This is a genomic window from Mucilaginibacter sp. AK015, from assembly GCF_014200785.1.
In the GTDB taxonomy this organism is placed as follows: domain Bacteria; phylum Bacteroidota; class Bacteroidia; order Sphingobacteriales; family Sphingobacteriaceae; genus Mucilaginibacter.
In genome coordinates, this window is sequence record NZ_JACHCV010000001.1 from 1,906,476 (window position 1) to 1,919,144 (window position 12,669).

General features: G+C 44.7%; 10 protein-coding genes and 1 tRNA gene. 6 read left to right on the forward strand and 5 right to left on the reverse strand.

What is annotated here, in order from left to right; all coding sequences use genetic code 11:
• Positions 1 to 53: 53 nt before the first annotated feature.
• The 3 genes from HDC91_RS08500 to HDC91_RS08510 all read left to right on the forward strand — a co-directional run bounded on the left by HDC91_RS08500 (position 54) and on the right by HDC91_RS08510 (position 3,792).
• Positions 54 to 1,490: an APC family permease gene (locus HDC91_RS08500; protein WP_183550484.1), complete on the forward strand. Its 1,437-nt coding sequence runs from the start codon at positions 54 to 56 to the stop codon at positions 1,488 to 1,490.
• A complete protein-coding gene (gene dacB, locus HDC91_RS08505; RefSeq protein WP_183550487.1) occupies positions 1,462 to 2,877 on the forward strand; it encodes a D-alanyl-D-alanine carboxypeptidase/D-alanyl-D-alanine-endopeptidase in 1,416 nt (471 codons plus the stop codon). The genes HDC91_RS08500 and dacB overlap by 29 nt, the downstream gene beginning before the upstream one ends.
• A gap of 207 nt (positions 2,878 to 3,084) precedes the next feature.
• Positions 3,085 to 3,792, forward strand: a complete 708-nt coding sequence (locus HDC91_RS08510) for a 2OG-Fe(II) oxygenase (protein WP_183550490.1) — start codon at positions 3,085 to 3,087, stop codon at positions 3,790 to 3,792.
• 317 nt (positions 3,793 to 4,109) lie between these two features.
• Here HDC91_RS08510 and HDC91_RS08515 read toward each other — a convergent pair whose 3' ends face one another.
• Complete coding sequence (locus HDC91_RS08515) at positions 4,110 to 5,666, reverse strand: CotH kinase family protein (RefSeq protein WP_183550494.1); 1,557 nt, start codon at positions 5,664 to 5,666, stop codon at positions 4,110 to 4,112.
• A 165-nt stretch (positions 5,667 to 5,831) separates the two neighbouring features.
• Positions 5,832 to 6,068 (reverse strand): hypothetical protein, encoded by a 237-nt coding sequence (locus HDC91_RS08520; RefSeq protein ID WP_162431269.1) that lies wholly within the window; start codon positions 6,066 to 6,068, stop codon positions 5,832 to 5,834.
• Between the two features lie 247 nt (positions 6,069 to 6,315).
• On the opposite strand from HDC91_RS08520, the gene HDC91_RS08525 reads away from it, so the two are divergent.
• The gene (locus HDC91_RS08525) at positions 6,316 to 7,038 is read left to right on the forward strand and encodes a DoxX family protein (protein WP_183550497.1); all 723 of its coding nucleotides are present in this window, start codon (positions 6,316 to 6,318) and stop codon (positions 7,036 to 7,038) included.
• Between the two features lie 12 nt (positions 7,039 to 7,050).
• Here HDC91_RS08525 and HDC91_RS08530 read toward each other — a convergent pair whose 3' ends face one another.
• Together HDC91_RS08530 and HDC91_RS08535 are read right to left on the reverse strand one after the other, a co-directional pair.
• The gene (locus tag HDC91_RS08530) at positions 7,051 to 9,276 is read right to left on the reverse strand and encodes a bifunctional alpha,alpha-trehalose-phosphate synthase (UDP-forming)/trehalose-phosphatase (RefSeq protein ID WP_183550500.1); all 2,226 of its coding nucleotides are present in this window, start codon (positions 9,274 to 9,276) and stop codon (positions 7,051 to 7,053) included.
• 302 nt (positions 9,277 to 9,578) lie between these two features.
• On the reverse strand, positions 9,579 to 9,962 hold the full coding sequence (locus HDC91_RS08535) for a hypothetical protein (RefSeq protein WP_183550503.1): 384 nt from the start codon (positions 9,960 to 9,962) through the stop codon (positions 9,579 to 9,581).
• Positions 9,963 to 10,254: 292 nt separating this feature from the next.
• On the opposite strand from HDC91_RS08535, the gene HDC91_RS08540 reads away from it, so the two are divergent.
• Entirely contained in the window at positions 10,255 to 10,920 is a 666-nt protein-coding gene (locus HDC91_RS08540) for a hypothetical protein (RefSeq protein WP_183550505.1), read from the forward strand.
• 107 nt (positions 10,921 to 11,027) lie between these two features.
• On the opposite strand, the gene HDC91_RS08545 is transcribed toward HDC91_RS08540, so the two are convergent.
• Positions 11,028 to 11,100: transfer RNA gene (locus HDC91_RS08545), tRNA-Phe, on the reverse strand.
• A gap of 269 nt (positions 11,101 to 11,369) precedes the next feature.
• On the opposite strand from HDC91_RS08545, the gene HDC91_RS08550 reads away from it, so the two are divergent.
• Positions 11,370 to 12,668: a (Fe-S)-binding protein gene (locus tag HDC91_RS08550; RefSeq protein ID WP_183550508.1), complete on the forward strand. Its 1,299-nt coding sequence runs from the start codon at positions 11,370 to 11,372 to the stop codon at positions 12,666 to 12,668.
• Position 12,669 lies beyond the last annotated feature (1 nt).

Genomic DNA, 12,669 nt, shown 5'->3' on the forward strand with positions numbered 1-12,669 from the left:
ATAGTCTGTCATTTAAAGTTTTTGAATAGTTTAGTAGTTTAAACTAAACCCTAATGACTAAGGAAACTTCTAAACCTCATTTAAAGCACGAACTAAGCCTGCTGGATGGCACCATGCTGGTAGCAGGTTCCATGATCGGCTCAGGTATTTTTATCGTAAGTGCCGATATCACACGTAATGTAGGCTCAGCCGGCTGGCTGATAGCTGTATGGCTGATAACTGGCTTTATGACACTTACCGCTGCTTTAAGCTACGGCGAGTTAAGCGCTATGTTCCCAAAGGCAGGTGGCCAGTACATCTACCTGAAAGAGGCTTATAATAAACTGATTGCTTTTTTATACGGCTGGAGCTTTTTCGCGGTAATACAAACCGGGACGATAGCCGCCGTGGGTGTGGCGTTTTCTAAATTTACAGCCTATCTGATACCTGCGGTAAGCGAGGACAATATTTTGTTTGATGCAGGGTTTGTAAAGATCAGCGCGGCGCAGATCGTGTCTATTGTGCTGATATTCTTCCTTACATTTATCAATACAAGGGGCGTTAAAGGCGGCAAACTGATACAAACCACCTTTACTTTAACCAAGTTGTTAAGCTTATTCGGGCTGATCATTTTTGGTTTCCTGGCCTTTAAGAGCGATATCTGGACCGCCAACTGGGCCAACGCCTGGGATATGCACAAACTGGCCAAGGATGGCACTACAACTGATTATACCATGAGCGCCGCCCTGGGTGCTATCGCCATAGCGATGGTGGGTTCTATCTTCAGCAGCGATGCCTGGAACAACGTAACCTTTATAGCCGGCGAAATGAAGAACCCTAAGCGGGATGTTGCGCTGAGCCTTTTCTTCGGCACCATGATCGTAACCATCATTTATGTATGCGCCAACATAGTTTATACCGGTGTCCTTTCCCTGCATGATATTGTTAATGCCGATAAAGATCGCGTGGCCGTGGCTGCATCCTTTGTGATATTCGGCAGCAAGGGCGCCCTTGTTATTGCGGTGATGATCATGATCTCGACCTTTGGATGTAACAACGGGTTGATACTTGCCGGATCAAGGGTGTATTATTCAATGGCTAAGGATGGCTTATTCTTTAAAAGGACAGGCACTTTAAACAAATTTGACGTACCCGAGTTTGGCTTATGGATACAGGCCGTTGTGGCCTCGATACTTTGCTTAAGCGGTAAATATGGCGATCTGCTGGATATGATATCGTTTGTGGTAGTATTATTTTATGTGCTTACCATCGTCGGTATATTTATCCTGCGTAAAAAAATGCCAAATGCCGAAAGGCCTTACAAAGCATTTGGCTACCCTGTGCTGCCTGTGGTGTACATTATAATGGGATTGGCTTTTTGTACGTTATTAATTATTTACAAGCCAGATTTTACCTGGCCTGGTTTAGGCATCGTTTTAATCGGTATCCCTATTTATTATATATCACAACGAAACGTTAATAATGAGGATAAAACGGAAGTGGTTAGTTAGTATTTTATTTATAGCAAACGCTGCGGGGGCGCAAACCCTGCAGCAAAATTTACAAAAGGCATTTACCCGTTTTCAGCAGGACGACCAGTGCCGCTATGCATCTGTATCGTTAACCGTGCTGGATGCCAAAACCGGCGAACAGGTATTTGCCGTAAACCCTGATATGGGGCTTGCACCCGGTTCAACATTAAAAACGGTTACCAGTATAACCGCTTTTAATGTTTTGGGAAAGGATTTTCAGTTTCAAACGCAGGTGGGCTATACAGGTACCATCAGCGCCAACGGCACACTTACCGGCGATATCATCATCAAAGGCGGCGGCGACCCTACCCTGGGCAGCTGGCGCTGGGCATCAACCCGCGAAGGTGTAGTTTTAAATACCATGGTTACCGCGCTAAAAAAAGCGGGTATCAAAAAAATAGTGGGCTGCATTATTGGCGATAACGGCCTTTTTAAAAACCAGTCTATCCCCGATGCCTGGATCTGGCAAGACCTGGGCACCTACTACGGTGCGGGCATAGCCGGCCTTTGCTGGCGCGAAAACCAGTTTGATATTACCCTGCATACCGGCCCTGTGGGCAGCCCCATCAGTGTATCAGGTACCATTCCGGCTACCAATTACCTGCAATATAAAAGCGAGCTAACCAACGGCGAACCGAAAACCGGCGACCTGGCTTACTCTTACCTGCCGGCCTTTGGCAGCAAAGTAATGTACATACGAGGTACATACGCGGTAGACCAAACCAAAAAGCGCATAGCCGCCGCTATACCCGACCCGGCATACGATGCGGCCCTGCGCCTGACTGATACACTTGAGCGTATTGGCATTGCGGTAAGCGGCGAGCCTGTATCCTCGGTTATGCTGGCAGATAAGGGGAAAACTGTTCCCGAAGCAACGAAAAATGTTGCAACCATACAATCGCCCGAATTAAGCAAGATCGTTTACTGGCTCAATCAAAAAAGCATTAACCTGTATGCCGAGCAACTGCTGGCCACCATTGCCGTTAAAGCCGGCAAGCCCGCCTCGACCACCGACGGCGTGGACATAATGAAAGATTTTTGGGAACTGAAGGGCATTGACAAACGCTCGATGAATATTTTTGACGGCAGCGGTTTGTCACCGCAAGACAGGATCACCACATTGACCATGGCGCGCATCCTGCAATCAGCAAAAAAAGAGGCGTGGTTCAGCGATTTTTATGAGAGCCTGCCGGTATATAACGATATGAAGATGAAAAGCGGCAGCATCAACAGCGTGCAGGCCTACGCGGGCTTTCAAACGCACAACGGCCGCCAGCTTTGTTTCTCTATCATGGTAAACAATTATTATGGCCCCGGCAGCGGCATCAGGGTAAAAATGTTTAAGGTGCTGGATGAGTTGAAATAATCTCCTAACCCCGTCGGCTAACGGCGAATAAACCACGTCATTGCGAGGTACGAAGCAATCTCCAAACTTTGCATAGCCGCTTGTCCTGTGTAGAGATTGCTTCGTACCTCGCAATGACGTGGCCGGAAAGCGGTATTGTAAAATACCGCAACATTCGGGTTTCAAGGGTAGTGTTAGCGCACTACATTTGTTTCAAAACACAGCAGTATGGATCTACAGCAAATAATTTCAGGGGCCGACTGGGCCGGAGTAACTCAAAGCATGCACGCCAGGGGTTATGCTAAAATACCGGGCATATTATCGGCTAACGAGTGCGATGAACTGGTTAGCCAATACGCGCAACCTGATCTCTACCGCAAAACCATCGTAATGGAGCACCATGGTTACGGGCTTGGCCAGTATAAATATTATAGCTACCCATTGCCGGGCATAGTGCAGCAACTAAGGGAGCAGGTGTACCCGCACATTGCCCCCATCGCCAATAAGTGGATGGAGGTTCTAAATATCGATAAGCGGTTCCCGGATAGCTTATCCGAACTTACGCAGCTCTGCCATCAGCATAACCAACTACGCCCAACTCCTTTAATATTAAAGTATAACCAGGGCGGCTACAACGCCCTCCACCAGGACCTGTACGGCGAGGTTTACTTCCCTATGCAGCTGGTAGTATGCCTTAACCAACACGGCAAAGATTATGATGGCGGCGAGTTTGTATTGGTAGAACAGCGGCCAAGGATGCAATCGAAAGCGACGGTATTGAACCCCAACAAAGGCGACATGTTGTTATTCACCACCAACTTTAGGCCGGTAATGGGCAGCAAGGGTTATTATCGCGTTAATATGAAACATGGGGTTAGCGAAGTAACCCGTGGCGACAGGCATACGCTGGGCGTTATTTTTCATGATGCCGCCTGATGGCTGTAGCGCAAAGCTTAATGAACAGTTGAGAAAATAAACGGCGTATTTAGGAAAAACTGCCTGCCCATAATTATCGATAAGTTCGAAATGATCACGTGATGGGCTATTTCACTTTTAAAATGGGGTGTTTTAACCCGTAATTAACGCCAGCAGCATTTTATTTTAGCAGTGTTACTAATTAAAGTAACTAACCTCATAACTAACCCGGGTAATCCAGTGTTTGATATGAGCAATGCCGTATTTTGCGGCATATTACAAAGCCCATATCCGGTAAGTTGGGGGATTTACCGGTATGGGCTTTTATCTTTAATATGTTAATAGGTCGCTATCTCCGCATCTATCCAGGCTATACGCTGCATCAGGAAATCCTTTGCATAAGCCACTTCCAGGTCGTAATTGCCCAATACCACAGCGTTCGGCCAAACATATTTATCCAATATAGGCCATTTGCTAAAGTTTTGCTGTTGCGAGAGCTTCAGGTAAGCCGCATTGTCGTCAATATCTTTAAAAATAGCTTCAACCGCCGTACTGCGTATCTCGTTCCAGCGTTTTTTAACCTTGCTCCTGAACGCCACATCCTTAAACAGCCGTACCATCCACGTGGCATCGCGTATATACCAGCTCTTAGGGTCTTTTGCTGGCGAGTAATCTACGTTACCGCTACTAAGATCAAAATCCCAAACGGGGCCCATGTGTAACTTGCCCTTGCGTTCTTTATAATAAAATATACTGCTAAAATCCCGGGCATCCTGATTTTTAACCACTTCTTCTACAAAAAACCAGTTCATGAACGAATTTACATCAATATATTTGGCATAACCGTTCACGGGGTCGTTAGCGTTATCTGCAAACAGGGCATCCTCAGTATCCTGGATATACTTTTTTATATATTTAAGTTGTGCAGGCGTAGTTTCTTCGGGCGATTTAAGGGTGAATGGCAGGTTCTTTTTTGTTACGAACCAAAATTTCTCGTCTTTACGCTGGTCAAGTTCCAACAAATAGCCGCCGGTAAGCGCGTCGCCGCTATTATCATTTTCGGTCATTTCGGTAATATTCACCCTGTTCTCGTGTACCTCAACCTGGCTGGTTAGCAGGTAATTACCCAAAAACTTCCCGTTCATAACCACCTCAACAAAACGGCTCTGCGGTGCAAAATCCGATCCTATGCGGCGGGCAAACTCAAATGCTATACGGGTACGCATTAAGGTCTTATCATCGTAGTTGGCCAGCAACACCCAATTTTTAGCGGCAGGCATCCCCAGCATGGCGGCCTTATCATTAAATTTTAAACGGTATGGTTTTTTCGGGAATTCTGACCAGGTTGAGTTACCGCGGCCTTTTATTTTCAGTGGGATGCTCAATTTCTCCTGCTCAAAACTATTGTTAGGGTCAACGTCTACCTTACCGGTAACATAGTCGTCTTTTGATACAACCGGGCCGTTGGTAGTAAGGTATAAAACGGGGATGCCTGTAAAAACTTTAACCGTAAAGCGGTAATTTCGTGTAGTGCCCTTGGCAGATGTAAGTGTATAAGTTACAGGCTTGCGCAAGTCGACAGCGGTTTTTCCGCTTACCTGTAAAGTATCGTTTTTGGTAACTGTTGAATTTTGAGTAGTAAAGGTTACCACCAGCTTTTTACTCAGCTTTTCCATCTGTGGTATAACCGCGGTTATCTGGTCGTCTGTAATGTCGCAAACAAGGTCTTTGGTAATAATGCCGGGGTTTTTCTTTGCTTCCAGCTTTACCGATGTAAACGAAACACTATCGGGGGCAACAACCGGCGGCTTTGGCTGTGTTTTTATAGTTACCTCTTTTTTGCAACCGGCTATAGCCGTGGCAATCAACAAACACAGTGCGTATTTTTTAATCATAATTAATTAGTGGGCCGCGAAGGTACTAATAAACAACAACTTATAATTAAAAAACTTTCACAAATCAGCTACATTGATTTTCCCGGGGTGTTCCGCTACTTGTACTTAGACGTAACCCGGCATAAAGCGATAAACAAGCAAGGAGGGGCGTTGCCTGTTCTTAGCTTAAAAAGCTATTTTGCGCCTTAGCAGTATGCTGTCTATCCGTTTACCGATGGCGTTTACTACGTGCTCGTCTAAAAAGTCTTCGTTACGCTGCATCCATTCGCTTCCGATCTTAAAAAGCATAGCTACTTTACCGTCGGCGAACTTAACGTTCCACACATGCCAGGTTTTAAAATACGCGCTTGTAATGTCGATGAGTTGCAAGGTCCCGTCGGGTAGTTTTATTTTGTGTCTCATAGCTTTTAGTTGTAGAGCGATGTTTTACATAGACGATGAAAAACGTGCTGATATTGTTTAATGTTTGTTAACTGATTGTCTGATTTGGCACTTTTTGCGTAACACGTTAATTTTCAAACCAATAATTTTACACTCGGTATACCACCCTTGCAATAAGGGATTTATAAATATCCGGTAGAAAAGAATTTGTAAATTATATAAAAATTATAACTTTGTATTTCAAAGTACTTTTATAAAACTTACAACAATGCTTTCATATCGTCTTGATCAGCTTCACGCCCGCGCGAAGGGTAATAAATGGTTGCGCTACTTTTCAGTTTTTAACCGGATAGCCCTGGCAGCAGGCTTTATACCATCGGGATTTGTTAAGATCATGGGCGAGCGGTTTACCTCGTTATCTAACAACCACCCCATGGGGCATTATTTAGAAGCCCTGCACCACACCGGTTATTATTATACATTTATTGGCGTTTTACAGGTTACAGCAGCCATACTACTACTTATCCCGCGTACTGCGGTGCTTGGTGCGCTGCTCTACTTCCCTATAATATTAAACATTTGCATTTTGTCGTTCGCGGTGCGGTTTGATGGGTCGCTCCTGTCGTCGCCTTTAATGGTGCTGGCAAATTTGTACCTGATATGCTGGAATTACGACAAGATCAAATACATCCTGCCGTTTTATGAGCCGGCAAGCGCTAACCAACCACCGGTAAAACCCGTTATCAGCGAAAAATTCCCTGTCCGGTTTTTCGCCGGTGTATTTGCTACGGTTGTTATAGTAGCTGCCGTAGTTGGTAACTTGTATAGCATCAGGCCGCGTAATACACTGGCGGAATGTAATGCGCAATGCGCCAACAGTAAAAACCCTGGCGCCTGCAACATTTTCTGCGACTGCATCCATCAAAAGGGCAAGCCGCTTGATAAATGCCTCGACGAATATAATAAGGCGTTAAAAAGCGGCGGCAAATGATTTGTACTTACCTTAATTTTTTACTACTTCTGGGTATTCAACCATTGTTTGCAACAGCGATTGTACCTGGTAAGGCGAGTAAATGTTGTAGTGTGCAAATGACGGGGTATCGCCTACTTTAATAGTGCAGGCCGCTTTTACCGATGTAAGTATTTTAAACATATCCTCATCTGTCTGGTCGTCGCCGAGGCATAAAATATGGTCGTAGTTTTTTGTTTTAAGTATCTCCAATACGGCCATCCCCTTATTTATCATCCGGTTCCTCACTTCTATAACCTTATGCCCGTTCAGCACATCAAGCGGTAAAGGGCCTGTATAATTTACCAGTTCCTTATACAATTCGTCGGCCCTGATTTTGGCCTGAAACGGCTCGGCTTTGCGGTAGTGCCATGCCAGCGAAAATTCTTTATGCTCGATAAATGAATGCGGGCACTTATTCACATAGGTTGTCATCAGCTTTTCTACACCTAAAAGGTAATTGTTTTCCGGAACCGTAGTCTTGTTTGTCCATTCAGCGTTTTTCAGCCTCGTTTTTGCGCCGTGTTCAGCAATTAGTCCCACAGGCAAATGTCCCAGCCATTTGGTCAGCGTTGTACCGTCCCTGCCGCTTATGATATAAACGTCGTTACGCTCATCCCTGCCCAATTCTTCCAGCACGCTCAATAACTCCGGGGTAGGTTGGGCAAGGTGCGGTTCGCTTGCAAAAGGCACCAGCGTGCCGTCGTAGTCCAATAGTATCAATCGCTGTTTTGCGGCTGCATAATCATTTAAAAGCCGTGCGCGGCTAAAGGTATCCAATAATTGCACCGCGTACTTTTCCTGTAAGGTCTTCACTTTGGCCAACTGTTCAAAAAAATCTGCCGCCCAGGTGTTTACATCGTAACTGCCTATACGCTCCTGCATAGCGGTCATCCGCTCGCGTTGCTCTTCGGCAGGCATATTCAGCGCGGTTTTTATGGCAGTGCCAATCCCCTGCTCATCATTCGGGTTTATGAGCAGTGCCTCGGTGAGTTCTTTGGCGGCCCCTGCCATTTCGCTAAGTATCAAAACGCCCTGCTGATCTGTACGGCTGGCTACAAACTCCTTGGCTACCAGGTTCATGCCATCGCGCATGGGTGTTATCAGGGCCACATCGCAAACAGTATAAAGCGCTACCAGGTCTTCAAATTCAAGGTGCTGGTATTGGTAAATAATAGGCTTCCAATCCAGCGTGCCAAGTGTACCATTTAAATCGCCTATATACTCATCTATCGCGCTTTTACGGTCTGTATAGGTTTTTATCCCATCCCTGGAAGGCACAATCACCAGCGTGAAAACGATCTTCCCCATATACTCCGGATGTTCCAGCAAAAAGTTTTTATATGCCCTTATACGGTTATAAATGCCTTTGGTATAATCCAGCCGGTCAACAGAAAATAACATTTTCTTATCTTCTTTCAGCTGTAGATAATTCTGACGTTTTGCAGCAACAGCCTCGTGTTCCGCCGCTTCCTGAAAATTTTTAAAATCGATACTGATTGGAAAGGCCTCCACTTTTACGTGGCGATCATCCCAAAACACTACAGAGTCCTCTGATTTTAGCTTTAATTCGAGCTCTAATGCCGAAAGGAAATACGCTGCATACTCCATAGTATGAAAACCAATAAGGTCGGCGCCCAGCATGCCAGTGAGCAATTCTCGCTGCCATGTTTTCGGGATCACTCTAAACAATTCGTAGGCGGGAAAAGGAATGTGCAGGAAAAGGCCAATAGTAAGGTCGGGAAAACGTTTACGCAGCATGCCGGCCAGCGGTAGTAAATGATAATCATGTATCCATACCACGTCGCCTATCCTTATTTGCGTGGACAGCATCTCGGCAAAGCTCCGGTTTACATCCATATAAGCTTCAAAAGTTTCGGGCTGATACTCTGCGTATGAGGGAAAATAATGAAACAGCGGCCAAAGCAGCGAATTAGAAAAGCCATTGTAATATGCTTCGTATTGCTCAGCCTCGATAAATACCGGCTTGTATTGGTAATCTGATTGGTGGGGTTTAGATGCCACACTCCAGTCTTCTGAAGAGCAGCCTGGCGCCCCTATCCATATTTTCTCGGTAAAGGCATCCTTACCGTCGTTACCTAAATATGCGCTTACCGCGGCAATAAGCCCCCCCGACGATTGGCGGCAGGTTAACTCGTTGCCGGTTTTTTCAATAGTTAATGGTAAACGGTTCGAAATAATTAAAAGTCTTTTATTCATAGTACTGATATTTAAAGGCGGCTATGCAAACCGCTAAAGCGGCACATAGCCCTGACTCGCTCAGGCGATGTCATTTTTGTCTGGCGTCGCCGGGCTTTAAAGCGTCGCTTGCAATAATCAGGGGATAACCCCGCGCCACTACGTAGTGTCGCGTTATTGCTACATTTTTAAGTGAAATAAGCCCGTTTTGTTTTAATTTGAGCGTAATTACTGCAGTTTTTTTACATTGGTTTAACCGCCTGATATGTTATGATCAGGAGCGAAACACCTAACATGACGGTAAACCGTAGTTATCAGCAAGGTTAAAATGGGCTTAGCCGGAAAAGGAAATGATGCAAAGGCGGCGTAAACAGCTTTTCTCCGTACGCTGAAATAATAAGGGCGGAACGGTTTAAAAAGGCAAGTCGCCCAAAAGTTTGTGAAGATAGCGGCTGAATGTCATAGTCGAGCAGGCGCGGATTAAGGTATCTGTTGCGATAGCTGCCTTTGCGGTCTTCATGCTCAACATTGTCTTTTACTGCATGATCGGAAAGCTTAAGCGGGCTGACATCAAAAAGGGTCTCGCCTGAATTTTGAGGTGCGGTTTTACAGCAGGCATCAATAAAGCCATCAGTTGCATTAAAGCAAACCAACGCATTTATAAACCATGCAGCAATAAATATGTAAAACCATTTTCTGAACACCATGCGGTGCAAAGGTAGTAAAAACCCAGGAAAGGGTTTTTGAAGTGCAAATCAGCGGGATAATAGCATCAAAAACACATTAAATGAAAAAACCTTTAATCTTTCGACTAAAGGCATTGGACTATTGAAATAAAGTTAACTATACAAATAGCCCGATTCTTTAAAATGTATTACCATTCATTCTAATATGTATATTTACAACAATTGAACCTTCTGCTGATGGGCACTTACCTAAGTTAATGTTAAGATTCTTGTGGTGTGTTTGGCAGATTATTTTAACGAAACCATATCATATATGAAGAATATATTCCTTAGTCGCCCTAATTGGGTTTCTCCAAACTTCAAAGCAGGACTCGATAACTTCTTAAGCCTATTAAAGAGTCATGAATTAAATCCACGGACTATAGGGACGACTGACTACCCTAATAAATCTCCTATGGATGCTGTCATTGATTTGCTTAATGAGTGCGAGGGAGCCATTATTCTCGGTTATCCACAAATAAATATCGTCAGCGGTAAAATTAAAGATCATAAAATAGACAAGGCCTTGGAATTGTCCACTGAATGGAATCATATAGAAGCTGGTATAGCGCACGCCTTGGGTTTACCGCTTCTGATAATTCATCATGATACAGTTAGTAGAGGAATATTTGATCTTGGAGTGTTGAATTACTTTTTATATAAAAAAGATTTTTGCGACGGGACTTGGGGAATATCACCCGAAATCACCGGGGCTTTAAATAAATGGAAGTCTGTGTTAAAACCCCTACCAAAAGCTACAAAATCAGTTAGACAAAACGAGACACCTAAAGTCAAATGGGGTTGCTTTACCTTTCCACCGGATGAAAACCTATATTGTCCGAAATGTTATAACAATCAAAATTTAAAGATGCTAACCACGAGAGATGGGATAAAGAACCGAAAATGTACAAGTTGTGAAGCAAATATATCAACGCAATAATCAATCCCGTTTTTAGCACCCGATTGAACAATGTCTGACTATGGTGTTAATCTGAAGTCTGTTAAAATAAAAAAGTCCGCAAGAGTGTAGCACTTGCGAACTTTTTGTGGTATCAGCTGGGATCGAACCAGCGACACAAGGATTTTCAGTCCTTTGCTCTACCGACTGAGCTATGATACCGCTCCGTTTAAGGTTTGCAAATGTAGCCTTTTTTTTATTTCTGTAAACATTTTTTTAAACTTTAGTTGCGCGGATCTATCACCACCGTGCTGTTCAATTGAATTTCAGGCAATTATAAAGTCAAATAAATCTTATATTTTTTTAAAGGTCCACCCTTTTTCACGGTGTTATTTAAACAAATTCTAAGTTTAAAACATTTCGGCAATATCTACCTTTAGATTAAATCAAATACCTACTTTAGCTTTAAATTACTATGCACGCATAATATAATGATCGCACAAATCGTATTTATCATCATTTTGCTTGGGGCTGCTTACCTGTTTGGTAAAAATGTGGCTAAGGTACGCCGCAACATCCTTTTGGGCCGTGATACCGACCGCAGCGACCGCCCTGCCGAGCGGTGGGCCATTATGGCAAAGGTAGCCCTGGGCCAAACCAAAATGGTAAAACGCCCGGTTGCCGCGGTAATGCATTTCTTTATATATGTTGGGTTTATCATCATTAACCTGGAAGTACTGGAGATAATGATAGATGGCATCTTTGGGTCGCACCGGGTATTTTCCAAACCCCTGGGCAGCCTTTATGGTTTGCTGATAGGCGGCTTCGAGGTATTGGCGCTGCTGGTGCTGGTATCGTGCGTGGTATTCCTTATCCGTCGTAATGTTCTTAAATTAAAACGCTTTAGCGGCATCGAGATGACCGCCTGGCCAAGATCGGATGCCAACTACATCCTTATTACCGAGATACTGCTGATGACGGCCTTCCTGACCATGAACGCCGCCGATTATAAATTACAGGCTTTACATTTTGGTCATTACGTTACCGCGGGTAGCTTTCCGGTAAGCGAGTTTATAGCACCACTGCTGCCGTCGGGCACCGGCGCGCTGGCCGGCATAGAGCGGGGCTGCTGGTGGTTCCACATTATTGGCATACTGGCTTTTTTAAACTACCTGCCGTATTCAAAGCATTTTCATATACTGCTGGCATTCCCAAATGTGTATTACTCAAAATGGGAACCCAAAGGCGAGTTCACTAACATGGCAACCGTAACCAACGAGGTTAAAGCCATGCTTGATCCATCGTTTGTACCCGAGAATATTGAAGTAAGCCGTTTTGGCGCTAAGGATGTAACCGACCTTACGTGGAAAAACCTGATGGAGGCTTACACCTGCACCGAGTGCGGGCGGTGCACATCAGTTTGCCCGGCAAATATCACGGGTAAGCTGTTATCGCCTCGTAAAATTATGATGGATACCCGCGACAGGTTGGTGGAAGTGGGCAACAATATTGATAAGCATGGCAAGGATCATATCGATGATAAAACCTTGCTGGATAACTACATTACCCGCGAGGAACTTTGGGCCTGTACTACCTGCAATGCCTGTGTAGAGGCCTGCCCGGTAAACATTAATCCGCTGGAGATCATCACCGAGATGCGCCGTTACATTGTGATGGAAGAATCACAGGCGCCTGCAAGCCTTAACAATATGTTCGGCAATATGGAAAACAACGGCGCGCCCTGGAAATACAGCCAGGCCGACAGGTTCAACTGGGCTGAAAAGGAATAAA

What these genes read in the sequence shown, in the direction of transcription:
- HDC91_RS08500 (WP_183550484.1), top strand. Translation starts at nt 54, where the DNA reads ATGACTAAGGAAACTTCTAAACCTCATTTAAAGCACGAACTAAGCCTG.
- dacB (WP_183550487.1), top strand. Translation starts at nt 1,462, where the DNA reads ATGAGGATAAAACGGAAGTGGTTAGTTAGTATTTTATTTATAGCAAAC.
- HDC91_RS08510 (WP_183550490.1), top strand. Translation starts at nt 3,085, where the DNA reads ATGGATCTACAGCAAATAATTTCAGGGGCCGACTGGGCCGGAGTAACT.
- HDC91_RS08515 (WP_183550494.1), bottom strand. Translation starts at nt 5,666, where the DNA reads ATGATTAAAAAATACGCACTGTGTTTGTTGATTGCCACGGCTATAGCC.
- HDC91_RS08520 (WP_162431269.1), bottom strand. Translation starts at nt 6,068, where the DNA reads ATGAGACACAAAATAAAACTACCCGACGGGACCTTGCAACTCATCGAC.
- HDC91_RS08525 (WP_183550497.1), top strand. Translation starts at nt 6,316, where the DNA reads ATGCTTTCATATCGTCTTGATCAGCTTCACGCCCGCGCGAAGGGTAAT.
- HDC91_RS08530 (WP_183550500.1), bottom strand. Translation starts at nt 9,276, where the DNA reads ATGAATAAAAGACTTTTAATTATTTCGAACCGTTTACCATTAACTATT.
- HDC91_RS08535 (WP_183550503.1), bottom strand. Translation starts at nt 9,962, where the DNA reads ATGGTGTTCAGAAAATGGTTTTACATATTTATTGCTGCATGGTTTATA.
- HDC91_RS08540 (WP_183550505.1), top strand. Translation starts at nt 10,255, where the DNA reads ATGAAGAATATATTCCTTAGTCGCCCTAATTGGGTTTCTCCAAACTTC.
- HDC91_RS08550 (WP_183550508.1), top strand. Translation starts at nt 11,370, where the DNA reads ATGATCGCACAAATCGTATTTATCATCATTTTGCTTGGGGCTGCTTAC.